A 24176-nucleotide genomic window follows, 5' to 3' on the forward strand; every position below is an offset into this window, starting at 1 on the left:
TGGCTGATGGAGGCGTCTTTTGGCAGGGTTTTATTTGAGTATTTTGATCAAATGGAGAGCGCATGTTTCGCTTAATTATTGTTCTGGCAGCGCTTTGGGGCGGGTCGGCTCAAGCTGAAATGGCTCCGCGGGACGGCTGGGTTGTGATGCCGACAACCAAGAGCTTCGCGGCGCTCGTCGACGATGTGAAGGCGGCGGCCAAGGCCAATAAGATGGGGGTGGTAACGCAGGCGGGCCCCACAGGAGCTGCCAAAAAGCGCGGAATCACTATCCCTGGAAATCGTGTGATTGGGCTATTCAACAATGTCTATGCCGTACGCATTTTGGGGCTGTCGACACCTGCGATGATTGAGGCACCGATACGCGTCTATGTGACTGAGGCCGACGATGGCAGCGCGACTTTGTCTTACAAAACGCCGAGCCTCGTTTTTGCGCCTTATATGGATGGGGCCGATGCCGATCTGGGCGTGGCTGCTGAGGAACTGGATGCGATTTTTCTGCGTATTGCCCAAGCCGCGGCGGGTTAGCGCCTTGACCTCTGCGTTGCCCCGCGACAGGGTCGGCGCGCTTTACACCATCGAAAGTTCCAAAAATGTTTCCCAAAGGCGCGCTGGACGGGCTGACCGTTCTTGATCTTTCTCGCATTCTGGCGGGACCCACCTGTACGCAGCTTTTGGGCGATCTGGGCGCCGAGGTGATCAAGATCGAAAACCCCAAATCGGGTGGCGATGACACGCGCGGCTGGGGCCCGCCTTTTGTGACCGGCAGCGACGGCGCGCAGACGGATCTGTCGGCCTATTTCATGTCGGCCAACCGCAACAAATTGTCAGTGGGCATCGATATCGCAAGTGAGGAGGGGCAGGAGACCATTCGCGCGCTCGCCGCCTCCGCCGATATCATCATCGAGAATTTCAAACCGGACGGCCTGAAGAAATACGGGTTAGATCATGCGTCGATGCTGAAGGCGCATCCGCATCTGATTTATTGCTCGATCTCAGGATTTGGGCAGACCGGTCCCAACCGCGACAAGCCCGGCTATGATCTAATGGCGCAGGGCTATGGCGGGATCATGTCGTTGACGGGCGAGCCTGAGGGACAACCGATGAAAGTGGCTGTCGGCATCGCCGATGTGGTTTGTGGGCTTTACGCCACTGTTGGGATCTTGTCGGCGCTCAGGCATCGCGACCAAACGGGGGAGGGGCAGCATATCGACGTGGCGTTGGTCGACACCCAAATCAGCTGGCTGATCAATGAGGGCGTGGCGCATTTGACCACGGGCAAACCACGCCCGCGTCGTGGCAATGAGCACGCGACGATTGTGCCCTATCAGACTTTCAAAACCAGCGACGGGCATGTGTTGGTGGCTGTGGGCAATGACAGCCAATACGCGCGGTTTTGCGACTATCTAGGGCGGCCCGACCTGGCAGAGGGCGAGAATGCGGTTAATGCCAATCGGGTCAAGAACCGGACCCAATTGATCGCCGAATATGAGGCGGAGCTGGCAACTCGCACCATGGCCGATGTGATCGCCGGGCTTGAAGCACGCAAAGTGCCCGTCGGGCCGGTGAACACGCTGGAACAGGTCTTCGCATCAGAGCAGGTTGCAGCCCGGGAAATGAAAATCGATATGGCGCGTGATGATGTTGAAAAGGGCCATGTGAGCCTGATCGGCAACCCGCTGAACCTGTCAAAAACGCCAGTCACATATCGCCGTCCGCCGCCGCGCTTTGGGCAAGATACGGCTCAGGTTTTGGACAGCTTGCGCCAAAATTCGAACAGCGGCGATACCACAGACTAGGCGACGCTGCGTTTCAGGTGCATGCTGCGCGCGCTCGGTTTATGCTATTGTTAACCAAGTGTAGCATCGTGCGCCCATGCAATTGCCTTTTTTCAAGACGCGTCTCCATGCCCGGGTCCACCCGGAGATTGCAGTCAAATTTGCACTCTTTCCCTATTTGATCGCGCAAGGCGCTTGGTTGCGTCGCACGGCGTTGCAATTGCCCGAACCGGCTGGTGCGCGCACGGGACGTGCCGGGGATGGCAAACCACTGAAAATGCTGCTTCTGGGCGACAGCTCTGCTGCCGGTGTGGGCACGGATACACAAGATCAGGCGTTAAGCGGGCAGCTTGAAGCATTACTTGGCGCGCATGTGCAGCTTGACTGGGATCTTGATGCTAAAACAGGGCGCACCACGCGGGTGATGTTCAAACGGCTCGTCAAAATTCCGGCTGTACAATACGACATCGCAGTCACCGCGCTGGGGGTCAATGACATCACGCGTCGCGCGTCGCGGGAGAACTGGCTAGAGGATACGGAGCTGATGTGGGATCTGCTACGGTCCAAATTTGGCGTTAGACATATTTACGTCTCGGGCGTCCCGCGCATTTCAGATTTTCCGCTGCTGCCACCTGTACTGCGCTGGATTTTAGGGCGCCAAGGGCAACGCTATGATGCGGGGTTGGCAGCGCTTGCTGCTACGCGTCGTGACGTGACGCATATTCCCGCGGATTTGGAGCTGCACGGGCTGATGTCTTCTGATGGGTTCCATCCCAGCGCGCAGGTTTACGCGCACTGGGCGGATCGTTTGGCTGCCCAAATCATAGGCGACCTGCCTGATTTGGCCGAAAACGCGCAAGACTTTGCCATAAACTGAGACTTCTTGGGCCGTAAGCTGCTGCTGCCAATCACAATTTCCCCGTCCCTGTTCACAGGTTCCGTGATCTGTCTCACATGTCCGTGACGGGGGCATCTCCGCCGTTTACCGGGCGCGACTCGCATCGTTATGCAGGACATGCGGCGCAAGTCGTGGGAGCAAAGGAATCGAGATTTACCATGTATCAAGACGTTTTCGGCCAAGACACCAGTCTTAAATCGCGGGACGCAGCCGCGCACTGGGATCAAACGCTTTTGGCCTTTATGGCGCATGGGGCTAGCACGCCGACCCACCTTGTTGCGACACTGGAGGCCGACCCTGATTTTGCCCTCGGTTATGCAGTTAAAGGCATGTTTTACTTGCTTCTTGGTCGGTCTGAGTTGGTTGAGACTGCGCGCGAGGCACTGGGACTGGCGGAAGCTTCCGCCATGGCCGCGCCAGTTACACCGCGCGAACAATCCTTCATTTCCGCTCTCAAAGCGTTTCTGGCTGGTCAACCGACCCAAGCGATTGCGCATCTCGAAGATGTGTTGAAAGCGCATCCGGGCGACACGCTGGCAATGAAGCTTAGCCACGCGATCCGCTTTGTGTTGGGCGACGGGGTTGGTATGCGCGCCTCGGTCGAAAGTGTCATGCACGCTTATGGGCCCGACCACGCGGGCCGCGGCTATATGATGGGCTGTCACGCGTTCACTTTGGAAGAAACCGGCGAATACAGCCGTGCCGAAACCGTCGGCCGAATGGGGCTCGCAATTAGCCCGGACGATGCTTGGGGGCTGCATGCTGTCGCCCACGTCTATGACATGACCGCCAATGCGCGTGGGGGCATCGACTGGTTAACAGGCCGGGAAGACGCTTGGGCACATTGCAACAATTTCCGCTATCACGTGTGGTGGCACAAAGCCCTGATGCATCTCGATCTGGGGGAGGCGGACACGGTTCTCGCCCTTTACGACACCGAAATTCGCCAGGACAAAACCGACGATTACCGCGATATTTCGAACGCCACGTCGTTGCTGTCGCGGCTTGAGCTAGACGGTTTTGACGTTGGCGACCGCTGGGAAGAGCTGGCGGAGCTTTCGGCAAACCGCACCGAAGATGGCCAGCTGATTTTTGCGGATTTGCACTACTTGCTCGCGCTGATCGGGGGCGAGCGCAAGGACGCGATCGCCAAGCTGATGGGGCGCATGCACCGCGACGCCAAGGCGAAGTCTCGCGAAATGGATGCGTTGATGGACGTGCCGGGCCTGTCGGCTGCGGCTGGTCTTGAAGCTTTCGGTGAGGCAGATTTCAAAACCGCCTTCCTTAACCTGCGCCGCGCGCGGCAAACGATGCAACAGGCCGGCGGTTCCCACGCGCAACGCGATGTGTTTGAGCGGCTGACAATCGATGCGGGCATTCGCGCGGGCTTCCTTGATCACGCTGAGGCCATTTTGAACGAGCGCACCGCGAAACGCGCGGGACGCGAAGATGGCTATGCACAGGCGCGCATCGCCCTGATCACCGCCGGGCGCGACGCCGCGGGTTGCGCGGGCCGCGTGCCTGCGGAATAAGCAGTTAGACTGGCTGCGGGGATGTCTATGGCTGTGACCACTCCTGAATTTCAGGGCGCCTCGATGGCGGCGCCCGTCTCCGGCACGTCCGGGGTGACGACGCGCGACCCACGGCTTGATTTTTATCGCGGCATCGCGATGTTCATCATTCTGTTTGCACACACGCCTGGCAATTTCTTCACCAGTTGGATCCCCGCCCGTTGGGGGTTCTCAGATGCGACCGAGATCTTCGTGTTCTGCTCGGGCATGGCCTCTGCCATTGCGTTCGGGCGGACCTATGATCGCGCGGGCTGGACGCTGGGCACCGCGCGCGTCGGCTACCGCGTGTGGCAGGTCTATTGGGCGCATATCGGGATGTTTTTCTTCATCGCGATGATGCTGGCCTTTTGGGACAGTTTTGGCATTTTCGAGAAGCGATATATTGGCACGTTGAACCTTGTGCCCTTCTTCGATGGCGTGACGCGCGGCGGTGAGCTGGTCTCGACCACCGCCGACCAGCTGGTGGGGCTGTTCACGCTCACCTATGTGCCGAATTACTTCGACATTCTGCCCATGTATATGGTGATCTTGGTGATGATGCCGGTCGTCATGGCGCTGTCGAAGGTCAATATTTACCTAATGTTTGCCGTTATCGCGACGGTCTGGTTGTTTGCCCAAGGCACGATCCTGAACTGGCTGGGCGCAGATCACTTGGCACTCAATTTCCCGGCGGAGCCGTGGTCAGAGCGCGAGTGGTTCTTCAACCCGTTTGGCTGGCAATTGATCTTCTTCACAGGCTTCGCTTTCATGCGCGGCTGGATACCGGCGCCGCCAGTGAAGCTATGGCTGATCGTGCTGGCCGCCGTGATCGTCATCGCAAATATCCCGCTGTCCAATATCGGCGTGCGGGCTGTGAACCGCGAATGGTTCGGCCTGGCGTTTGAAGGCAACCCGGTTATTGACTGGCGCGTGTCCAACAAGGCGTGGATCACCAAGTCCGACTTCGGCCTGTTCCGCTACATCCACTTCCTGTCTCTGGCCTATCTGGCATGGGTCGCGGCAGGCGTCGGCGGGCACCGGTTGATCGCAAAAGGGAAGGGTGAGTTCTCTCGCCTTTGGGACAGCATCGTCACGATTATCATGAAAGTCGGGCAACAATCGCTGGCCGTGTTCGTCTTCTCCATGGTCTTCGCCCGCGTGCTTGGGTTCGCCTATGATCAGATTGGCCGCAGCACGCTTTCCGTAACCGTAGGCAACCTGATCGGTTGCTGGGCGTTGATCGGCGTGGCCTATTTCGTGGCCTATGTGAAACAACAACCTTGGAGGGTGAAACCCAAGTGAGCCTGACACGTCGCGCATTTCTCTCCATGCTTGGGGCCGCCGCCGTAGCGGGGCGCGCCGACGCGTTGCCGATGTTCAAAGGGGAGCCGCAGGGTTTCTCGCGCGCATGGTTGTTGGACAAAGCACGCGGCTTGGCTGCCGCACCCTACGCGCCGATGGGGGAGGTGCCCAAGGAATGGCGTGACCTGACCTACGACGAATACCGCTCGATCTGGTTCAACTCTCAAAAAGGGCTTTGGACGGACACGAAACGACCGTTCCAGATGGATTTCTTCCACCCCGGCCTCTATTTCCCGCGCCCGGTTGAGATCAATATCGTCGAAAGCGGCATGGCCCGCACGCTGGCCTTCGATATTTCGCTCTTTGACAAGACCGACAAGTTTCCTGATCTGCCGATTGATGATACGATGGGCTATTCCGGCTTCCGCCTGCGGGCCGAGCTGAAGACGCCAGAGATTTTTGAGGAATTCCTCGTCTTCCAGGGCGCCAGCTATTTCCGCGCCATCGGCACGGGGCAAAACTACGGCCTCTCAGCACGCGGCCTTGCTTTGAACACCGGCGACGCATCGGGCGAAGAATTCCCCGAATTCACGCATTTTTACGTCGAGGCCGCTGAGCCAGGCGAGCGGATGACCAAGGTCCATGCGATCCTCAACAGCCCGTCCGTAACTGGCGCATACACGTTTGAAATCACGCCGGGCCTGCCCGCCGAGATGAAGGTTGATTGCACGCTGTTTCCCCGCACGGAATGCGACCACGTTGGCATCGCGCCACTGACCTCCATGTTCCTCTTCGATCAGACCAACCGCGCGCGGTTTGATGACTTCCGGTCCGCCGTGCATGACAGCGAAGGTTTGATGGTTTGGAACGGCGCGGGGGAGCTGTTATGGCGCCCGCTCGCCAACCCAACGGAATTGGAAATCTCAAGCTTCGTAGATGACGGCCCGCGCGGGTTCGGCCTGATGCAACGCGCCCGCGAGGTCGAAGACTACGCCGATCTTGAGGCGCATTACCACAACCGCCCGTCGCTTTGGATCACGCCGTCAGCCGATTGGGGCAAAGGCGCGGTCACGCTGGTTGAAATTCCGGCGGATAAGGAAATCTACGACAATATCGTCGCCTACTGGCGCCCTCGTGAACCCATGCAGCCGGGCACCGAGCACCAATTCGCTTACACGATGGCTTGGGGCGGTGAACCCCCAAGGCCGCGCGACGTGGCACAGGTGCTGAACACACGCATCGGCAAAGGCTATGACAAGGCCGTACCCTACCAGATCATCACCGTTGATTTTGCCGATCATGCGGAATTTGATGGCGATCTCGACGACATCACGCGGTTCATCTCTGCCAATCGCGGCACCGTGTCCGACGGCGTTTTGCAGCGCAACCCCGGCACAGGCGGGCTGCGGCTTGCCTTCAAGTTTGATCCCGGCGAGGCCACTGGCGCGGAGCTGCGGGTTCAACTCGTCAAAGACGGCACGTCGCTTACCGAGGTCTGGCTCTACAGGTGGACAATATGACCGCCGTGATGCCCCCTGAACGCCCGCTGGCGCATCCCAAGCAGGATCTCAGCAACAGCTACCATGATGGGCAGGCGCCTGATTTTGATGCCGCACGCGGGGTTTGGGGTTGGCGAGTTCTTACTTTCATTCCCGCGATCCTGACCACCGTTGCGCTCATTGCTGTCTTCACGGATTTTTTTGCGATGGACGGGCTCACTGCCTTTGAAACGGCGCTCATTACGTTGGTGGCCATCACGTTTTTCTGGATTTCTCTGTCAGTCTCAACCGTGACGGTGGGTATTTTTAACCTGCTGCGCCGTGTGCCTGTTGCTACACCCATTGTTGTGGAACCGCTTAAAACAGCGCTGCTGGTGCCGGTCTATAATGAAGACCCCGGCGATGTGTTCGGCAACGCCGCCGCCATGCTCGGCCAGTTGGCAAACCGCCCGCATGCGCATGACTACACGCTCTTCATCCTGTCCGACACACGCGACGACGCAATCGCTGAGGCGGAGTTACAAGCCTTCGCTACGCTCAAAGCGCGCCTCGGCGCTGAGGCGCAGGTTTTCTACCGCCGCCGCGACGACAATATCGACCGCAAGGTCGGCAATCTCGCGGATTGGGTCGAACGCTGGGGCGGGGGCTATGCCGCAATGCTGGTGCTTGACGCCGACAGCCTGATGAGCGCGGAGGCGATCATTGCGCTGACCGATGAGATGTCGGCTGACCCGTCCGCTGGCCTGATCCAATCCGTGCCGCAGTTGATCGGGGCGGACACGCTATTTGGCCGCGTGCAGCAATTTGCCAACACCGTATATGGCGCTGTGCTGGCGGAGGGGCTGGCCACATGGTCCGACCGTGAGGGCAACTATTGGGGACATAACGCCATCATCCGTACCGCCGCCTTTGCGGCCTCTGCGGGGCTGCCCAAGCTAGATACGTTCCGCTCCAAGGGCGCGCTGATCCTCAGCCATGATTTCGTTGAGGCCGGGCTTTTGCGCCGCGCCGGTTGGGCGGTGCGTTTCCTGCCGCGCATCAAGGGCAGCTATGAAGAAGTACCCGCAAACCTGATCGACTATGTCCGCCGCGACCGCCGCTGGTGTCAAGGCAACCTGCAGCACCTCAATATTCTCGGCTCAAAAGGGTTTCACTCGGTCACACGCTTCCACCTCTTTCACGGCGCGATGAGCTACCTGCTCAGCCCTGCATGGTTTGCGCTGCTCACTGTCTGGGCTGTCATGGGCGTCAGCGCGGAAGAAAACGTCATTCGCTATTTCACGGGGCAGAACCCGCAGGTCTCCTGGCCCGAAATCAACCATGTGAACAACGTTTTCATCCTGCTCTTTATGTATGGCATGCTGCTCGCGCCGAAGTTCCTTGGCGCCACGGCCTTCCGACGTACCGGGCTGTCGCTGCGTGATCTGGGTGGTCCGCTGCAATTCGCCTTCAGCTTTGTCACCGAGATCATCATCTCTGTGCTCTACGCGCCGATCCTGATGGTGCAGCAAACCATAGCAGTGCTGCGCACCTATGCGGGCCTGAGAGAGACCTGGGTGCCGCAACAGCGCGCCGGTGGGCGCTATTCCCTGCTGGCCCATATCAAATTCCACGCGGCGGAAACGGTGATCGGCGCCGCTTTGGTGTTTGGAATGTATGAAGGCATCATCACGCTGTGGCTGACGCCAATTGCCGTGAGCCTGCTTGGCGCGGTGCCGCTGTCGATGCTGTCTGGGCTCAAACTGACGCGGCACAAATGGATGGCCCGTCAGATGGGCACCGCGGAGGTTTTTAACGCCCCCGCCATCATCCGCGCCGCCCGCCGCGAGCGCGCGCAAATGCGCGACGTGCTTGATGCGGACCGTGTCGCAGCGGAATAAAGCCACTCTCATTCAGAGCTGAACTGCTGGGCGGAATCGGTCGACTTATCGCCCTATTTCACCGATCTCACGCGTTGTGATCGGCTTCTCACGCGGGCGTGATGGGTTGCGCGGGAGGGGGATCTATATGTGCGTATACGCACTTAAATATACTATTTTGGGTATTTTGGTGTATTGAGATGAGCCCGCACAAGGCGCATATTCATCTCATCAAACGGCAACACGCCGACACACACAAAGCCCAAGACGGGCAACACACACTGGAGAAACACAATGAAAACTATCATCGCAACCGCCCTCGTATCCCTGTCCCTGGCCGCTCCTGCTGCCGCTGAAACAGCGCAAGAATTCTTCGCACTGGGCAACGATAGCGCCGCTGAGCGCATCGTCTCGGAAACATCTGTCGGCAACCCAATCGGTGCTGCTGAAGCCCTGGCTCTGGTGAACGACAGCCCGGCTGAAACCACAGTGAACTTCGACCGCGCCCGTTCGGTTGACGTCAAAGAAGTCCAAGCATTCTTCGCACTGGGCAACGACTCAGCTGCTGAGCGTCACGTGAAATAACCTGAATAACCAGATACGGATCGTGCCCTCCCTCACGATCCGCGTCACAAGACGGCCTCCCGGTATCCCCCCGGGAGGCCGTTTTTCGTTATGGGATCAGGGATTAGGTGTCAGGCAACGCCTCAAACCAATCAATCGCCATGTCGGACCAGCCTTTCGGCACCCCATGCGCGCCGGGATGCAGCACAAATTCCAAAGCGCCGGCGGCGCAATTGGTCCATTCGCGGCGCCAAAATTGTGCATCCGTTTGAAATTCATTCGCGCGCCAGTTGTCGCAGCCATTGGTCTCGCGCCAGATCTGCATGGCGAAAAAGACGTCGCCTTGTGCAATCTCCCCGCCAAACAGCTGTCGCCCTTCAAGGGGGACCGTCATGTCGCGCCAGCCATGGGTATGAAACAGCCGCACAGGCCCCGCGCAAGCGTCCAGCGCAGGGTGGGGGCGCCAAAAGCTGCCCGCGACAGGGGCAAATGCGGCGGCCAGGTCTGGGGCATCGCAGGCCAGATAGCTGGTCATCGACCCGCCAATCGAAAACCCAGCCAAAAGCACGCGGTCGGGGTCGATCCCATGGTTTTCGGTGGCGTCGGCGATGACTTCACGCATGAAAGCTTCTTCATCGCGCAGCTCTTCGCGCGCCGGGTTGAAAGACCAGCCGGGGCCAAAATTTGTACCGGGACGTTTCAGCCCATTGGGGCCGATCAGCGCGTATCCGCGTTGCAGCGCTGCGTCCATGTTAATTGCCATTTTGCCGCTGCCACCGGCGCCGTGTAAAAACAACAAGGCCGGCGGGTTTTCCACGCCCTCAGGCAGGGCAATGTGGTATTCGCCCAGCTGCGTTTTACAGGTGTCTTCTAGGTCAGCGCAGCCCGCGTGTACGCCACCGGTAAAAGCAAATAGCGCGAAGGCCGAGAGAAAAAATTTCATGTCAGGGAGCCTTGTTTAACGGGAGCCCGCGTTTGATCCAACCGGGGCCTTTCTTGTTGCCGAGCATACCCTCGGGCACGTCAATCACGTTGGTGAACCCAGCCGCAATCAGCTTGTTGTTCTCGCGCGCTGAGCGCACGCCGCGTGCGCAGATCAACGCCAGAGGCGCTCCACGATCGCCCGCGACCAGCAGGTCCAACTGCTCGATAAAGTCATCGCGTCGCAAATCCAGCCGCACAGCGTGTTCACCCGAACCGGTCTTGGCCCATTCGTCGGGCCTGCGAATATCAACCAAAACGATCTGGCCCTGACCCGCCATCTGATGCGCCATTTCCGGATCAAGCGCCTCTGCGGCGGAAGCCTCTGTGATGACCTCATAGAACAGGTTTTGGCCGCCAACAGCGTAAAACCCCAAGCCGCCCAAGGCGACAATGCCGGCGCCAAGCAGCGCGCGCCGCGTCCAGCTATTTGGCATTATCCGGTTTCTCCGGCGTATTTCGCGATGATCCCGGCCGCTTGGTCAGGGGTCACAATGGGGGGGACCAGCGTCAGGAACTTGCCGTCCCCGTCCAGCAGATAGACAAAGCTGCCATGCGCCAGAACCGGCCCGTATTCGGGGTCCACGAACACTTCTTCAGTCTCAATCGCATAGGCGTCATAGGCCACTTGAAGCTGCGCGGCAGAGCCGGTCAGGCCCACAAAATCGGGGTGATGCTCGGCCAGCCCTTCGGCCATCGTTTCGACCGTATCGCGTGCGGGGTCGACGGTGATCAGAACCGGCGTGATGTCCATGCCGCGCGCTTCAACCTCGTCGACAACTTGCGCCATCATTGGAAACACGGCGGAGCAAATCTCACGGCAATTGACGTAGCCAAAGAACAGCAATTGGTGCTTGCCGTCTGGGTCCACCTCGGTGCGGGCGGCGCCGAACTGGTCGGTCAAGGCGAAGCTGCCACCAAGATTGAAGGGCAGGGGTGTTTCGGCCATGGCGGGGGTCGCCATGGCAAATGTTAACAGGGCCGCTTTGATCATTGTGTGATCTCGTATGCCTCTTCGGGTGTCAGGCCTTGGCCAAGATAGCCATCAGCCGCGATAAAGGCGTTCACCCGTGGGTCGCGACGGAACCATGGCCCTTTGCCTTTGGCGTCGGGATGTTTCGCGGCCCAGACTTTGGTCCATTTATTTGCCTTTTCCCATTCGTCGGCGCCTGCCTCTTTAATGGTTTGCACAAGGTAAATGTTCTTGGCGCCGGGGATATCTTCATCCTCGATCAACAACCCGTCGACGTCGACCAGCTTGCCGCAATAGGGGTGCAAATCGTAAGCCGCGCCGTTGAACGAGCTTTGCGCGTTCTTGTTGGGGTAGACCAACACGTCATCTACGCTGCGCAGCAGCCCCAACTGGCGCCCGTCGCCGCATTCATTGGCGCAGTCGCCCGCAACGGTGCAGAGCAAATCGACGACCGTGGCCTCAAATGTAGCGGGGCTTTCGGCGTAAAGGTTCCATTCGCGCGCGTTCGAGCCTTCCGAAAAATCCTGTGCTGTGAGAGGCGTTGCCACAACGGCGAGAAGAGCAATAAAACGTTTCATATCAGGGCCCTCACTTCTTTGGCTTCGGAATTGCGAAGGGCGGCACGACGCCGTAATCCTCGTGGTTGAGGTTGGTGATGCCGCGATCTTCGACCACAGCTTCGACCACCAGATAGTTCAGCCCGTCACGCTTGTAGAGCATCCCGTCGGCTACGATCTCGTGGCTGGCCAAGGTCATCTGCGTATCGCCGGACGCCGACTGGTCGTCGCCCTCTATCTTCAGAACCATGTAAACCTCACCGTCATCGCCCAGCAGCCCGACAGGGATCCCGCCAGCCGAACACCAAAGCGCGCAGGTATGGTGTGCCGAGCCCACGACCGCGTCCGTGCCGCCCATGACGCCCGAAAAATAGCACCACGTGTCGATGATTTCGCCGGTGATTTGCACCCGCTCGCCCTCTGCCGCGAAGGCGGGGGCGGCAAACCCGGCCGCGGCGGTCAATGCCGCCAAGGTTGATCTGAGATACATGGGGTCTCCCTGAAGTTTTTTGATTCTGGTTAATCTTTACCAGCCAAGCGCCGGATTGCCGCATCACAACTTGGGGAAGCGCGCGATGTGTTAACGCGCCAGGGCCGATTGAAGCTGTTCTGTCAACGCGGCGGGGCTGTCCACCACGCTCATATAGTCGCGCAGCGTGGCGTCGGCGAAACCCTCGTTGATGATATGATCGACGAGCCCAACAAGCTTGTCCCAGTAGCCTTCCGTGTTGAGCAGGTAGATCGGTTTTTCGTGCAGGCCCAATTGCCGCCAGGTCAGCACTTCGAACAGCTCATCAAGCGAGCCTGCGCCGCCCGGCAACACGACAATTGCGTCTGAATTCATATACATAACCTTCTTGCGCTCATGCATATTCTCGGTGATCACAAAGCTGGTAAGGTCGCGTTTTCCGACCTCCCGATCAAACAAATGGATCGGGATGACGCCAAACACATCACCGCCTGCGGCTTGGCATGCATTGGCCACTTCGCCCATCAATCCCACGTCCCCGGCGCCGTAGACCAGGCGCCAGCCGTTTTGGGCAATCGCGGTGCCAACGGCGTCAGCCGCGGCGCGGTAGGCGGGGTTGGCCCCAAAGCGTGAGCCGCAATAGACGCAAACGGATTTTGGGTGTTGCTGGTTCATCGCGCTTCGGCCCTTGTGATGTCTTGGTGATGTCTGGTGTTTTGCCTTGTGATAGAGGGGCTGCTAGTAACGTACAAGCTTAGCCTGATTGAAGGCGCTGCCACCCCTTGGGGAAGGGGTATCGACGGGGAAAAGGATCACAAAATGGCGGATCAACCGCGATCAAAATGGACAGCCGGTAACCTGGTATTGCTTCTGGGCATTATTGCTTTGGCAGTGGCAAATTACGTTGTCTTTTTCGGGGGCCGTGACGCTGGCCCGGGTATTGCCGAAGCGCCAATTGAAATCACGCCGGTGCCCGAAAGCTCTGAGCCTGCCGAGACAGCGGATGCCAGCCCCGATCCTGCGACCACCGAGGCAGAAGTCGAGGCGGAAGAGGTGGCCGAGCAAACCTCTACTGCTGCGCCCGAAGCACCTGTTGCGCCGATTGCCCCCAGCTTTGACGTTGTTCGCATCGACCCGACCGGCGGTGCTGTGATCGCGGGCGATGCAGAACCGGGCGCCACGGTGCGCCTTTTGGCCGATGGTGAAGTCGTTGCCGAAGCTATCGCGGATCGCAGCGGGAAGTTCGTTGCATTGTTCGATTTGCCAGCATCAGAAAACCCGCGCAGCCTATCAGCGGAATTTGATGGCGCGGATGGCGCGGTCATTGCTTCCAGCGGGACAGTGCTGATCGCACCGACACGTCCGGTCGCCGTGGCTGAAGTCGCACCTGCCGTGGTCGACACAGCTGACGAAGCCGAGCTGGAAGTTGCGGCTGCCGAACCCGAAGACCTACCCCTGGAAGAGGCGCCAGAGACTGAAGTCGCGCAGACTCCAGCCGCCGAAGATGTACCCGACGCCGAGACCGCCCTTGCCGAAAGCGCGCCAGCCGCCGAGGCCGCCCCAGATGAGACGCCTGTCGTTGAAGCGCCGACCGTTCCTGACGATGCGCCAGCAGCGCCACAACTGGCAGACGCTGCCATTGATGAAACGGTAGAACCGACCGCCGAGGACATCGTCGCCGAGGCGCAAACACCCGCGCAGGTCTCGCCCGCCACTGACGAAACGGTTGTGGCCAGCGTCGAAGAAACTCCCGCGCCAGCGGAACCCGCCGTGCCAGACAGCCCCACTATCGTGCTGGCCGATGAAAGCGGCGTGAAGGTCCTGCAACCTGCACCTCAACCGCTCGCCCCGCAAAAAGAGGCCGTGACGACCGAACCTGTAGCCAATCTGGTGATCGACACGATCACCTATGATGCGACCGGCGATGTTGCCCTTGCCGGGCGTGGCGACAGCGAAAGCTTCGCGCGGGTCTATGTCGATGATGCGCCTATCAACACGGTACAAATCCAGCCCGATGGTACGTGGGAAGCGCCGCTGCCTGACGTGGATGCGGGTGTCTACCGCCTGCGTATCGACGAAGTTGATCCCGCAGGCACCGTCACCAGCCGCGTCGAGACACCGTTTCAGCGCGAAGAGCCCGAGCTTGTTGTCGAGGCCGCCAGCCGCCCGAATGCCGTAACGGTCCAAAAAGGCTTCACCCTATGGGCTATTGCGGAGGATCGTTTCGGCTCCGGTGTGGAGTATGTGCGCGTCTACGAGGCCAATCGCGACCTGATCCGTGACCCCGACCTCATCTACCCCGGCCAAATATTCGAGTTGCCCGAAGGCTAGGCGCCTTTACGCCACTCTGTATGGGTGCGTTTGGGATCGACCTTGAAATGTGGTACACTTCCTCAGCCGCTGCACATATTTTTAGCAGCCGCTGTCTTTTGATGTACCCATTTTTTTAAGGAGCATTTCGATGCAAGTCTCTCATTTTGAGCTGATCTACAAACCCCAATCCCCGGCGGGCCCTGCCGATACCGTCCTTCAGGGCCATTTTCTTGAAATCACCAATCTGGAAGACCAGCCGCTGTCTTTCCGGCTGGACTATATCACTTCATCGACCACCGATCCTGACCGGTCGCTGTTCGACAATACATTTGTCATCGTCGACACGCCTGACGACAACAACAACTTCGATTTCGCGCTGTCGGGCGCGGCTGAGGCCAAGCGGTTCCGCCTGAACCCGCTGGTCACAATTGATGCCTGCGCGACCGCACTTGTCGCGGTGCTGCCCAGCGATCCATTTGCAATGCCCGGTTGCCCACCGCCAACCCCAAACTTTGAGGCCCGCGGCTATGTCGAAATCAGCCTGCCTGCGCAGTTGCAGATTTCCCAAGGCCCACTTGGCCCGGTCTTCGGGTTCGAGCCGCAGGCGGACGGGCCTGTGCAAGTGTTGCTGACGCCGCAAAATCGCGCGACATATTTCGGCGCGGATGGCACGATCAATGACCAGACGCAGGCCAGTGTGCCGACCGCGTCGGGTGCCGCGCTCAATGAAATCATCCCGCAAACCGGGCTGGTCTTCCCGGGGCTCGGCAACGCGCTGGAACTGGAGCAATCCGTCGGCGCGCTTATTCCTGAGGAGTTCAACCCCGAAACCCTCGCCGCGATGCTTGCCATGGCGCAAGCGGCCGGAATGGATCTTGGTGCCTTCAACAAATCTCTGCGCGCCTCTGGCGTGGGTCTCGCCTTGGAGACCCGCAAACTGGAGACGGCCTCAAAAGCTAAGAAAACCACCGAGACTGCCTAAATCAATTAGCTGCGGCCCCGCATTCGGGGCTGCATCGCGCGGCGGGGCTGGCAATTGCTCGGGCGCGGCCCTACATACTGGGGTCCGATGAAGCAGTCAGAAATCCTCCCCCATGGTCACTGAAGTCTCCGACGCCCGCCTCAACCAGGATCTGCGAAAAGATGGCTGGCGCGTGGTCAAGCGCGTCATCCCGTATCTTTGGCCTGATGATCAGCCATGGGTGAAACGCCGCGTTGTCATCGCGCTGGGCTTTTTGTTGTTGTCCAAGGTCGTCGCCGTACTCGCAGCGCCGCTCTTTGGTGCGGCCACCGATGTGCTCAGTGGGCAGGGCGCTGGCCCGGCCTGGATGTTGGGGGCAGGGGCCATTGGCATCACTGTCGCCTACGGCGTAGCGCGTCTTATCAATGTGGGCTTCCAGCAGATGCGCGACGTGGTCTTCGCGCTCGTCGGTCAACGCGCGCTGCGCATGCTCGCGTTGGAGACGTTCACCCACATCCACCGCCTGTCGATGCGCTACCACATCACGCGCAAAACGGGCGGCTTGTCCCGTATCATCGAGCGCGGCGTCAAAGGCGTCGAATTCCTGCTCCGCTTCCTGCTCTTCTCCATCGGGCCGCTGATCCTTGAGCTGTTGATGATCGCCGTCATATTGGCTTTTGTCTTTGATATCTGGTACTTGGTCGTCGTTCTTGTCACGCTGGTCCTTTACACCTGGTTCACTTTCGCGGTCACCGAATGGCGTGTGAAAATGCGCAAGGAGATGAACGACCAAGACACCGACGCGAACCAAAAGGCCATAGACAGCCTGCTAAATTTCGAGACCGTCAAGTATTTCGGGGCCGAGCAGCGGGAGGCCGACCGCTATGACGGCGCGATGGAGAAATACGTCGCCGCCGCGCTGAAAACTTCCTACTCGCTGGCATTTCTGAATTTCGGTCAATCGCTCATCATCACCGGCGGGCTCATCGCCGTCATGGTCATGGCCGCCATCGGTGTTCAAAACGGCGTCCTCACGGTCGGTGATTTCGTCATGGTCAACGCCTACATGATCCAGATCACCATGCCGCTGAATTTCCTTGGCACGGTCTACCGCGAAATCCGTCAGGCCTTGGTCGATATGGCGGAAATGTTCGACCTGCTCGGCCAACCGGCTGAGGTGCAGGACAAATCCGACGCCACCACGCTTGAGGTCACCAAGGGGGAGGTCGAGCTGAAGGACGTCTTCTTCGGCTATGACGCCGCGCGGCCCATCTTGCAGGGGGTATCGCTTAAAGTCGCCGCTGGCAAAACCGTGGCCATTGTCGGACCCTCCGGCTCGGGCAAATCAACCATCGGGCGGCTGCTGTTTCGCTTCTATGACGTCAATGGCGGGGCGCTCAGCATTGACGGGCAAGACGTGCGCGACGTGACTCAGGACAGCCTGCATGCCCAGATCGGCGTCGTGCCGCAGGACACGGTGCTGTTCAACGATACGGTGCTTTATAACATCGCCTATGGTCGCCCCGAAGCCACCCGCGCCGAGATTGAGAAAGCCGCCAAAGACGCCAAGATCCACGACTTCATCCAGTCCCTGCCAGATGGGTATGAGACCACGGTGGGCGAACGCGGCCTGAAACTGTCGGGCGGTGAAAAGCAACGCGTGGGCATCGCGCGCACTTTGCTGAAGAACCCGCCAATCTTGCTGCTGGACGAGGCGACATCGGCCCTCGATACCGAGACGGAGGCCGACATCCAGGAGGCCCTACAAGGCCTGGGCGCGGGACGCACGGTCCTGACCATCGCGCACCGCCTGTCGACGATCGCCAATGCTGACGAAATCGTCGTGCTGGAAAACGGCCAAATCGCCGAACGCGGCACCCATGACGACTTGCTCGCAAGCGAAGGGCGTTATTCGCAACTCTGGCACAGGCAGCTTTCTGAGGATGAGGCGGGTGCGGCGGCCTAGTCTGGCCCGACATAATTTTTCCGGTCACATTGGTAGGGGCAGAACGGTGTTGTCTTTCAGTTGGTCCATAACGATTTGACTATGAACCCGCCCGATGGCGGGATGGGGTAGCAAGATGTCTTGCACCAACTGGTTTAGCCGTGACAGATCTGCGCAAAAGACGCGAAAAATGTAGTCAGCCTCACCTGTCATTGTCCACGCGGCGATTATCTCGGGTTGGGTGTTGATCAAGCGCGCCACATCTGCATGGGTTTGAGCTGTCTGTGCAGCGGTTTGGATCTGGATAAATGCCTGTACATTGAGGCCAAGAAGTTCCGGGTTCAATCGCGCCGGCGTATCCAGAATATAGTTCTCCGCCTCCAGCCGCTGCCGCCGACGCCCGATTTGTGAGGCGGACATGCCGAGTTTCTCGGCCATTTCCTGCACAGAAGCCTGGGCATCTTTCTGCAGGGCGGACAAAAGCACTATATCTTTGGCGTCTAGTCTGTGCATGCGTCAATATTGAGTTAGTTGGCTGGTTTATGCAAGTTTCACGCGCAATTCTTTCTGAAGGGGCGTTTACCGGGCGAAAATCGCATGTGGTTTTTGTTACACTCTCACCAAACCAGAGGAGTATATCATGGGTCCTTTTCCACACGACGCGCCGAAAGCGAAAATTTCGAAAGACAATCCAGCTGGCACCGATGGGTTTGAGTTTGTTGAATTCGCACATCCCGAGCCGGAGGTCCTGCGCGATCTGTTTGCGAGAATGGGGTATGTGCACACGGCCAACCACAAATCCAAAGCCATTGAGCTTTGGCAGCAGGGAGACATCACCTATGTGATCAATGCCGAGCCAAACAGCCATGCGACTTCTTTTGTGGGCATTCATGGCCCTTGCGCGCCATCAATGGCTTGGCGCGTCGTGAATGCGCAGCATGCTTTCGAGCACGCCGTTTCCAAAGGCGCTACGCCCTATGAGGGTGCTGGAAAGACAATGGATGTGCCTGCGATTGTCGGTATTGGCGGCTCCCTGATCTACTTCATCGAAGATTACTACGAGACAAACCCTTACAACTCCGAGTTCGACTGGGTTTCCGAGAGCCATCCAGCCGGCGTCGGGTTTCACTATCTCGATCATCTGACCCACAATGTTCACAAAGGACAAATGGACGTTTGGTTCAAGTTTTATGGCGATTTGTTCGGCTTTCGTGAAATTCGCTTTTTCGACATCGAGGGCAAATTTACCGGCCTTTTGAGCCGCGCGTTGACATCGCCATGCGGGCGCATTCGGATCCCGATCAATGAAGATCGCGGCGAAAAGGGTCAGATCGTCGAATATCTAAAGCGCTACAATGGAGAAGGCATTCAGCATATCGCAGTAGGCGCGCGCGATATTTACGATGCAACCGACGAAATCGCGTCGCGAGGCATTAAGTTCATGAAAGGCCCGCCCGAGACCTACTACCAACTCAGCAAAACCCGAGTCACAGGTCATCAGGAACCGCTGGAGCGGATGATGAAGCATGGTATCATGATCGATGGTGAAGGGGTCGTAGGCGGCGGAGAAACACGCATCCTTTTGCAAATTTTTTCCAAAACTGTGATTGGGCCGATTTTCTTTGAGTTCATCCAACGCAAAGGTGACGACGGTTTTGGCGAGGGCAATTTTAAGGCGCTGTTTGAAAGCATCGAAGCCGACCAGATCGAACGCGGCGTCCTGCAAGGGACGTAGCCTACACCAATTCTACCGTTTGTGTGATTGTGCGAGCGTGATCTTGTCGGCGTAGTGGGACAGTGATCTGGGATGGCGCGCGCCTATTTCAAAGCGCCAACCACCATCCCACGCGTTTCGCGCAAGAGCTTCCGGGTCATGGCGCGCTCAAAATCTTCAAAGCCTTGGGCAACCTCGATGAAGGCGTCTGGTCCTTGGATCACCAGTTTTCGGAAATAGGCAGACAGATCCATAATCTCCATTTGTCGCTCGTCGCGCCCCACGCTCAGATCGCTACCGATGACCAGCGCATTGATAGTGCGGCCCGCAAGATTTTGACGGGCTTGACCCGGCTCTGGGCCCACATTGTTTTTGCCGTCGCCCGAAATATCCAACGTGTAGCTCCAGCAATTGGGGCGCTGTGCAAACAAGGCCTCGCCGAAAAGCAGCGCCTCGCCCAACCCCGTCGAGTTGGAGCCGGTGCTGCGGGTCGCGCTGCGCAGTGCCGCTGCGACCTCAGCTATCGCAGTTGGACTGTCCAGCGGGGTCCAACTCACCAACAGCTGTTGATTGCCACGCCCGGCCCATTCAAACGCCGCGACCCAAATCGGGGTCTCCGGGGCGGATAGGATTTGGGCCTGCACCTCTGCGTCCGTCAACGCATTGGCCAGCCCATCCAATTGCAGCCTGTATTCAACCGGGTCGACGGACCCTGATACGTCCATACCTAAGGCCAGTGCCAGGCGGCACGCGGCGCTTGCGGGCGCGGCCCCGATCAGGATCGCGCAAAGACAAAGCAGCCTTACCAATGACCGGTGTTTTCCATGCTGGCCCAAGGCTCCTGCGCGGGCAGGCTCTCGCCCATCTGCAACAACTCAACCGAGACATTGTCGGGCGAGCGCACAAAGGCCATATGACCGTCGCGCGGCGGGCGGTTGATGGTCACGCCGGCATCCATCAGCTCTTGGCATTTCGCGTAAATATCCTCGACCCGGTAAGCCAGATGCCCGAAATGGCGGCTATCGGCGGGCAGCGCGTCGTCGCCGTCCCAATTGTAGGTCAGCTCCACATCCGCGCGCCCGTCTTCCTGGCCGGGGGGCACATGAACACAAGCGTGAAGCGGCCGCCCTCATGATCGGTGCGGCGCCGCTCTTTCAGGCCCAGAAGCTCGTAAAACTTGATTGACGCCTCAAGGTCTTTCACGCGCACCATCGTGTGCAAATATTCGATTTTCATAACATGTCTCCTTTGCGTTTGACTTAGCCTGCGGGGCGGGCGGGACCAGCACCCGGTTTGATGTGTTCGGTGCCGATAATGGCGTCGCGGTCTTGTGGCCTGATCGGGTGGTTGATCAGTGCCGAGCGGCTGACCAGCGTCACCGTGATGAACGCCACATAAAGCAGCAGGTACCAAGACCCCATCTTGGATAGGCTCACCATTTCCCACCGCGCCTGGCCCGCGTAGACCCAGGTGGCCGTGACGGTGGTGCCGACGAATTCGGCCACCCACAAAACGAAACCGCACATCAGCGCGGCCAGCGGCATCGGCATCCAGCGCGGCGTTTTGCCGGCGAAAAACCACACCCGGGTGCGCCCGAAAATCACCACCGAGGCCACGAACAAGCCGATCCGGATGTCATAGGTGAAATGATGCGCGAAGAAATTGACGTAGCACAATGCGCCAAACACAAAGGTCAGCCACAGGGGCGGGTAGGGGGCGTAGCGCATGTCAAAAATCCGCGTCGCCCGCGCCACGTAGCTGCCCACGGAGGCGTACATGAAGCCCGAAAACAGCGGCACGCCTGCGATCATGATCCAGGCCTCTTCGGGGTAGGACCAGCTGCCTTGCGCCACTTTGAAGAACTCCATGATGGTGCCGGTCAGGTGGAAGATGACGATCACGCGCGCCTCTTCCCAGTTTTCCAGCCGGGTCCACAGCATGAAGGCCTGGGTCAGCACCGCGAAGATGAACAGCCCGTCGAACCGGGTGATCACCCAGCTCTCCTGCCACACCGCCTTGGAGATCATCAGCGCCGCCAGAAACAGCAGCCCGAACAGCGCGGCCCAGGCCTGTTTTGCGAAAAACATCACCACTTCGGACGCCCAGCCGGGCAGGGCGGCGCGCAGCCGCTCTCCCAGCCGATGTTCCAACGCGCGTGTGCCCCAATCTGCCATGACCCGCAATCTGCCCGCGCGCGCCCGGCGCTGCAACGCCATTCTCTTGGGGATAACTCGCCACATTATCTTGATCTATTATGCGCTTTGCCCCCAATATGTGGCTTTACAAACGCAGAAAAGAGGCCCCGCAATGCCCATCTCCCCCGAGCAGCAGGAAGAAATCAACGCTCTGCGCAGCGAAACGTCCCAAACCCTGCGTGCCACCGTGCCGGGGATGGAGGCGCATCTCTATAAAGCCCATGATGTGCTCGACCACGGCTTCGTGCGGGTTATCGACTATATGGGCGATGATAGCGCGATCTGTCAGGCCGCCCGCGTCAGCTACGGCAAGGGCACCAAATCGGTGCAAAATGACGAAGGCCTGATCCGTTACCTGATGCGCCACTGGCATTCCACGCCGTTCGAAATGTGCGAGATCAAGCTGCACGTCAAACTGCCCGTCTTCGTGGCGCGCCAATGGATCCGGCACCGCACCGCCAACGTCAACGAATACTCTGCCCGCTATTCGATCCTGGACCGCGAATTCTACATCCCCGCGACCGAGCATCTGAACGCCCAATCCGTCATCAACAATCAGGGCCGTGGTGAAGCGCTGTCAGGCGAGGAGGCGGAGCGCGTCCTGCGCTACCTCAAAGATGACAGCATGCGCGCCTATGATCACTACGAGGAAATGATCTCCGAGGAGGGCCAACAAGGCCTCGCCCGCGAACTCGCCCGCATGAACCTGCCGGCCAATATCTACACTCAATGGTACTGGAAGGTGGACCTCCATAATCTGTTTCATTTCCTGCGCCTGCGGGCAGATAAACATGCACAATATGAAATTAGAGTTTACGCGGATGCGATTTGTAACATCGTCGCCGACTGGGTCCCCGCCGCCTACGGCGCGTTCGAGGACTACCGCTTAGGCGGCGCCACTCTATCCGGCAAAGCCCTCGACTGCCTCCGCCGCATGCTGAAAGGCGAAGAGGTCACGCAGGAGAACTCCGGGATGAGCAAAGGAGAGTGGCGGGAGTTTGAGGGGGTTTTGAAGTAGGGCTATGTTTCGAGCAAAGACAGTCTTTGTACTCGGAGCAGGAGCAAGCGCCGAAGTTGGCCTCCCCGTCGGTGACACTCTCTTGGAGGAGATCTCGTCTTTAGTCGATTTACGGTACGATTTTAATCGTCTTGTAAAAGGCGATAGTTTAATCGCGAAAGCACTCAAGATATCGATCGATGAAGGAGATTCAGTAGAGAAATATAACGAACACCTAAAATCAGCGAGGCAGATAATTGCATCTGGCCAACAGGCTATCTCAATTGACAACATCGTTGACGCATTGGACGATAGTCAGATTGAGCGTGTAGCAAAACTAGGGATTGTACGCGCTATTCACGCCGCTGAAGGAAAGAGTGTTTACTTTCAGGAAAGGCAAGAACGTCCTGGAGAATTAGACTTAAGGAAATTCAAAAAAACCTGGTATTCACACCTTACCAAAATTATCTGCGAGAACCGGAAACATGATGATATCGACAACATTTTTCAGAATGTTTGCTTCGTTTCTTTCAACTACGACCGATGTCTTGAGCAATATCTACCCAAATCCTTGGCGAACTACTACGGAATCTCAGAAGAAGTCACCAAAGAGCTAGTTCAGGAGCTTCGTATTCATCGCCCCTACGGGATTGCAGGAAAACTTCCTTGGCAATATGGCGACGCATCCGCGTCAAAATTTGGCGGGGGTTCGTCCGAAAGTCTCGCTGCTGCTGCATTAGATATCCGAACGTTCACTCAAGGTATGAAAGACTCAAATCAGAAAGCCGAGATGCAGGAGGACCTGAGGAATGCAGAGAGAATAGTTTTCTTGGGCTCAGCGTTTCATAGACAAAATTTGGACCTACTTGAAATTAAAGGAAACCCCGATGTTGAGATTCTAGCGACAGCAAGTGGCGTTTCTGCAAGTGACCAACGGATAATAAAGAATGAGCTGGCCGAAATTTTTAAAATCTCCTCAAAAAACTATGATAAAAGAATAATTTTGGCAAATATGTACTGCGAGAATTTTTTCAGAGAATATTGGCGTACTTTGACTGCAAAACCCCACGAGCCATATCCATTGACGGTTGAGGTATTGGGTTGATACCCAACTAGGATCGGGCGCTTCGCGCGTTCGATATTGAAACTGTCCACTGGACAGTTTCCGAGGCATATCTCACCCCCGGGGCTCCGCCTGTCGTCAGGCGAAACGGTCCCCCGGACCGTTTCTGTGAAGCCTTCCGACCCCCACACGGGCGGGCGCGATGCACCCCGGGGCTCCGCCCGTGCAAGCCTGAAACCGTCCACCGGACGCTTTCCAAGACGGCTTGAACCTCTCGGTTCGGGCGCGGGGCATTGAACTAAGCGACCACATTTCACTTAGCTCGACATAGTTCGCTCAAACCCAAACTATGCCCGACAGGTCAACACTCTCTTAACCAAGAACTCCAACTCAAAACGTCCCAAAATCAGTCCAAATGGGCCAAAAAACTTCTGTACAAAATGGGTGTAGCTCCAAAAAAAATGCCCCAATTTGTACAAAACTCCGAGCAAATCAAAGAGTGAGCGGTCGTCTTCCCTGACGCCCAGGCCATGCTGCGTCGCAGCGATTATACGTTAAT

The 24176-nt window shown here is 58.2% G+C and carries 23 protein-coding genes and 1 pseudogene; 14 read left to right on the forward strand and 10 right to left on the reverse strand.

Annotated features, from left to right (window positions below):
• The first annotated feature begins 62 nt into the window (after positions 1 to 62).
• The 8 genes from ACZ1G7_RS19510 to ACZ1G7_RS19545 all read left to right on the forward strand — a co-directional run bounded on the left by ACZ1G7_RS19510 (position 63) and on the right by ACZ1G7_RS19545 (position 9470).
• On the forward strand, positions 63 to 527 hold the full coding sequence (locus ACZ1G7_RS19510) for a DUF302 domain-containing protein (protein WP_472661063.1): 465 nt from the start codon (positions 63 to 65) through the stop codon (positions 525 to 527).
• A gap of 65 nt (positions 528 to 592) precedes the next feature.
• Positions 593 to 1798, forward strand: a complete 1206-nt coding sequence (locus ACZ1G7_RS19515) for a CaiB/BaiF CoA transferase family protein (protein ID WP_472661065.1) — start codon at positions 593 to 595, stop codon at positions 1796 to 1798.
• A gap of 76 nt (positions 1799 to 1874) precedes the next feature.
• Positions 1875 to 2654, forward strand: a complete 780-nt coding sequence (locus ACZ1G7_RS19520) for an SGNH/GDSL hydrolase family protein (protein WP_472661066.1) — start codon at positions 1875 to 1877, stop codon at positions 2652 to 2654.
• Between the two features lie 179 nt (positions 2655 to 2833).
• On the forward strand, positions 2834 to 4207 hold the full coding sequence (locus tag ACZ1G7_RS19525) for a tetratricopeptide repeat protein (protein ID WP_472661068.1): 1374 nt from the start codon (positions 2834 to 2836) through the stop codon (positions 4205 to 4207).
• A 27-nt stretch (positions 4208 to 4234) separates the two neighbouring features.
• On the forward strand, positions 4235 to 5527 hold the full coding sequence (locus tag ACZ1G7_RS19530) for an OpgC family protein (RefSeq protein WP_472661069.1): 1293 nt from the start codon (positions 4235 to 4237) through the stop codon (positions 5525 to 5527).
• Positions 5524 to 7047, forward strand: coding sequence for an OpgD/OpgG family glucan biosynthesis protein (locus ACZ1G7_RS19535; protein ID WP_472661071.1), 1524 nt, complete (start codon positions 5524 to 5526; stop codon positions 7045 to 7047). Before ACZ1G7_RS19530 ends, ACZ1G7_RS19535 begins: the two co-directional genes overlap by 4 nt.
• Positions 7044 to 8906: a glucans biosynthesis glucosyltransferase MdoH gene (gene mdoH, locus ACZ1G7_RS19540; RefSeq protein ID WP_472661073.1), complete on the forward strand. Its 1863-nt coding sequence runs from the start codon at positions 7044 to 7046 to the stop codon at positions 8904 to 8906. The genes ACZ1G7_RS19535 and mdoH overlap by 4 nt, the downstream gene beginning before the upstream one ends.
• Positions 8907 to 9179: 273 nt before the next feature.
• A complete protein-coding gene (locus tag ACZ1G7_RS19545; RefSeq protein WP_472659505.1) occupies positions 9180 to 9470 on the forward strand; it encodes a hypothetical protein in 291 nt (96 codons plus the stop codon).
• Positions 9471 to 9573: 103 nt separating this feature from the next.
• On the opposite strand, the gene ACZ1G7_RS19550 is transcribed toward ACZ1G7_RS19545, so the two are convergent.
• The 6 genes from ACZ1G7_RS19550 to ACZ1G7_RS19575 all read right to left on the reverse strand — a co-directional run bounded on the left by ACZ1G7_RS19550 (position 9574) and on the right by ACZ1G7_RS19575 (position 13104).
• Complete coding sequence (locus ACZ1G7_RS19550; RefSeq protein ID WP_472661075.1) at positions 9574 to 10392, reverse strand: CE1 family esterase; 819 nt, start codon at positions 10390 to 10392, stop codon at positions 9574 to 9576.
• A 1-nt stretch (position 10393) separates the two neighbouring features.
• Positions 10394 to 10867: a rhodanese-like domain-containing protein gene (locus tag ACZ1G7_RS19555; RefSeq protein ID WP_472661077.1), complete on the reverse strand. Its 474-nt coding sequence runs from the start codon at positions 10865 to 10867 to the stop codon at positions 10394 to 10396.
• Entirely contained in the window at positions 10867 to 11424 is a 558-nt protein-coding gene (locus ACZ1G7_RS19560) for an SCO family protein (protein WP_472661078.1), read from the reverse strand. The genes ACZ1G7_RS19555 and ACZ1G7_RS19560 overlap by 1 nt, the downstream gene beginning before the upstream one ends.
• A complete protein-coding gene (locus ACZ1G7_RS19565; RefSeq protein ID WP_472661080.1) occupies positions 11421 to 11981 on the reverse strand; it encodes a hypothetical protein in 561 nt (186 codons plus the stop codon). Before ACZ1G7_RS19565 ends, ACZ1G7_RS19560 begins: the two co-directional genes overlap by 4 nt.
• Positions 11982 to 11991: 10 nt before the next feature.
• Positions 11992 to 12450 carry a hypothetical protein gene (locus tag ACZ1G7_RS19570; RefSeq protein ID WP_472661081.1) on the reverse strand — a complete coding sequence of 153 codons (459 nt, stop codon included), beginning with the start codon at positions 12448 to 12450 and terminating at the stop codon, positions 11992 to 11994.
• A gap of 90 nt (positions 12451 to 12540) precedes the next feature.
• Positions 12541 to 13104 carry an LOG family protein gene (locus ACZ1G7_RS19575; protein ID WP_472661082.1) on the reverse strand — a complete coding sequence of 188 codons (564 nt, stop codon included), beginning with the start codon at positions 13102 to 13104 and terminating at the stop codon, positions 12541 to 12543.
• A 144-nt stretch (positions 13105 to 13248) separates the two neighbouring features.
• Here ACZ1G7_RS19575 and ACZ1G7_RS19580 point away from each other — a divergent pair, with 144 nt between their 5' ends.
• The 3 genes from ACZ1G7_RS19580 to ACZ1G7_RS19590 all read left to right on the forward strand — a co-directional run bounded on the left by ACZ1G7_RS19580 (position 13249) and on the right by ACZ1G7_RS19590 (position 17669).
• Complete coding sequence (locus ACZ1G7_RS19580; protein ID WP_472661084.1) at positions 13249 to 14760, forward strand: LysM peptidoglycan-binding domain-containing protein; 1512 nt, start codon at positions 13249 to 13251, stop codon at positions 14758 to 14760.
• A 130-nt stretch (positions 14761 to 14890) separates the two neighbouring features.
• The gene (locus ACZ1G7_RS19585) at positions 14891 to 15724 is read left to right on the forward strand and encodes a hypothetical protein (RefSeq protein ID WP_472661085.1); all 834 of its coding nucleotides are present in this window, start codon (positions 14891 to 14893) and stop codon (positions 15722 to 15724) included.
• A 112-nt stretch (positions 15725 to 15836) separates the two neighbouring features.
• The gene (locus ACZ1G7_RS19590) at positions 15837 to 17669 is read left to right on the forward strand and encodes an ABCB family ABC transporter ATP-binding protein/permease (protein ID WP_472661087.1); all 1833 of its coding nucleotides are present in this window, start codon (positions 15837 to 15839) and stop codon (positions 17667 to 17669) included.
• A gap of 24 nt (positions 17670 to 17693) precedes the next feature.
• On the opposite strand, the gene ACZ1G7_RS19595 is transcribed toward ACZ1G7_RS19590, so the two are convergent.
• Positions 17694 to 18161, reverse strand: a complete 468-nt coding sequence (locus ACZ1G7_RS19595) for an Lrp/AsnC family transcriptional regulator (protein ID WP_472661089.1) — start codon at positions 18159 to 18161, stop codon at positions 17694 to 17696.
• Positions 18162 to 18288: 127 nt separating this feature from the next.
• Between ACZ1G7_RS19595 and hppD the strand changes: the two genes are divergently transcribed.
• Positions 18289 to 19383: a 4-hydroxyphenylpyruvate dioxygenase gene (gene hppD / locus ACZ1G7_RS19600; protein ID WP_472661091.1), complete on the forward strand. Its 1095-nt coding sequence runs from the start codon at positions 18289 to 18291 to the stop codon at positions 19381 to 19383.
• 83 nt (positions 19384 to 19466) lie between these two features.
• On the opposite strand, the gene ACZ1G7_RS19605 is transcribed toward hppD, so the two are convergent.
• The 3 genes and pseudogenes from ACZ1G7_RS19605 to ACZ1G7_RS19615 all read right to left on the reverse strand — a co-directional run bounded on the left by ACZ1G7_RS19605 (position 19467) and on the right by ACZ1G7_RS19615 (position 21602).
• Positions 19467 to 20087: a DUF1194 domain-containing protein gene (locus tag ACZ1G7_RS19605; protein WP_472661092.1), complete on the reverse strand. Its 621-nt coding sequence runs from the start codon at positions 20085 to 20087 to the stop codon at positions 19467 to 19469.
• 77 nt (positions 20088 to 20164) lie between these two features.
• A pseudogene (locus ACZ1G7_RS19610) lies at positions 20165 to 20598 on the reverse strand (VOC family protein).
• 23 nt (positions 20599 to 20621) lie between these two features.
• Entirely contained in the window at positions 20622 to 21602 is a 981-nt protein-coding gene (locus ACZ1G7_RS19615; RefSeq protein WP_472661094.1) for a DUF817 domain-containing protein, read from the reverse strand.
• 67 nt (positions 21603 to 21669) lie between these two features.
• On the opposite strand from ACZ1G7_RS19615, the gene thyX reads away from it, so the two are divergent.
• Together thyX and ACZ1G7_RS19625 are read left to right on the forward strand one after the other, a co-directional pair.
• Positions 21670 to 22575, forward strand: a complete 906-nt coding sequence (gene thyX / locus ACZ1G7_RS19620; protein WP_472661095.1) for an FAD-dependent thymidylate synthase — start codon at positions 21670 to 21672, stop codon at positions 22573 to 22575.
• A gap of 4 nt (positions 22576 to 22579) precedes the next feature.
• A complete protein-coding gene (locus ACZ1G7_RS19625) occupies positions 22580 to 23659 on the forward strand; it encodes a hypothetical protein (RefSeq protein WP_472661096.1) in 1080 nt (359 codons plus the stop codon).
• Positions 23660 to 24176: the final 517 nt, after the last annotated feature.

The sequence above is a fragment of the Litoreibacter sp. JB4-2 genome, assembly GCF_055693445.1.

Coding starts and splice junctions, on each gene's coding strand:
- ACZ1G7_RS19510 (WP_472661063.1), top strand. CDS start 63: ATGTTTCGCTTAATTATTGTTCTGGCAGCGCTTTGGGGCGGGTCGGCT.
- ACZ1G7_RS19515 (WP_472661065.1), top strand. CDS start 593: ATGTTTCCCAAAGGCGCGCTGGACGGGCTGACCGTTCTTGATCTTTCT.
- ACZ1G7_RS19520 (WP_472661066.1), top strand. CDS start 1,875: ATGCAATTGCCTTTTTTCAAGACGCGTCTCCATGCCCGGGTCCACCCG.
- ACZ1G7_RS19525 (WP_472661068.1), top strand. CDS start 2,834: ATGTATCAAGACGTTTTCGGCCAAGACACCAGTCTTAAATCGCGGGAC.
- ACZ1G7_RS19530 (WP_472661069.1), top strand. CDS start 4,235: ATGGCTGTGACCACTCCTGAATTTCAGGGCGCCTCGATGGCGGCGCCC.
- mdoH (WP_472661073.1), top strand. CDS start 7,044: ATGACCGCCGTGATGCCCCCTGAACGCCCGCTGGCGCATCCCAAGCAG.
- ACZ1G7_RS19545 (WP_472659505.1), top strand. CDS start 9,180: ATGAAAACTATCATCGCAACCGCCCTCGTATCCCTGTCCCTGGCCGCT.
- ACZ1G7_RS19550 (WP_472661075.1), bottom strand. CDS start 10,392: ATGAAATTTTTTCTCTCGGCCTTCGCGCTATTTGCTTTTACCGGTGGC.
- ACZ1G7_RS19555 (WP_472661077.1), bottom strand. CDS start 10,867: ATGCCAAATAGCTGGACGCGGCGCGCGCTGCTTGGCGCCGGCATTGTC.
- ACZ1G7_RS19560 (WP_472661078.1), bottom strand. CDS start 11,424: ATGATCAAAGCGGCCCTGTTAACATTTGCCATGGCGACCCCCGCCATG.
- ACZ1G7_RS19565 (WP_472661080.1), bottom strand. CDS start 11,981: ATGAAACGTTTTATTGCTCTTCTCGCCGTTGTGGCAACGCCTCTCACA.
- ACZ1G7_RS19570 (WP_472661081.1), bottom strand. CDS start 12,450: ATGTATCTCAGATCAACCTTGGCGGCATTGACCGCCGCGGCCGGGTTT.
- ACZ1G7_RS19575 (WP_472661082.1), bottom strand. CDS start 13,104: ATGAACCAGCAACACCCAAAATCCGTTTGCGTCTATTGCGGCTCACGC.
- ACZ1G7_RS19580 (WP_472661084.1), top strand. CDS start 13,249: ATGGCGGATCAACCGCGATCAAAATGGACAGCCGGTAACCTGGTATTG.
- ACZ1G7_RS19585 (WP_472661085.1), top strand. CDS start 14,891: ATGCAAGTCTCTCATTTTGAGCTGATCTACAAACCCCAATCCCCGGCG.
- ACZ1G7_RS19590 (WP_472661087.1), top strand. CDS start 15,837: ATGGTCACTGAAGTCTCCGACGCCCGCCTCAACCAGGATCTGCGAAAA.
- ACZ1G7_RS19595 (WP_472661089.1), bottom strand. CDS start 18,161: ATGCACAGACTAGACGCCAAAGATATAGTGCTTTTGTCCGCCCTGCAG.
- hppD (WP_472661091.1), top strand. CDS start 18,289: ATGGGTCCTTTTCCACACGACGCGCCGAAAGCGAAAATTTCGAAAGAC.
- ACZ1G7_RS19605 (WP_472661092.1), bottom strand. CDS start 20,087: ATGGACGTATCAGGGTCCGTCGACCCGGTTGAATACAGGCTGCAATTG.
- ACZ1G7_RS19615 (WP_472661094.1), bottom strand. CDS start 21,602: ATGTGGCGAGTTATCCCCAAGAGAATGGCGTTGCAGCGCCGGGCGCGC.
- thyX (WP_472661095.1), top strand. CDS start 21,670: ATGCCCATCTCCCCCGAGCAGCAGGAAGAAATCAACGCTCTGCGCAGC.
- ACZ1G7_RS19625 (WP_472661096.1), top strand. CDS start 22,580: ATGTTTCGAGCAAAGACAGTCTTTGTACTCGGAGCAGGAGCAAGCGCC.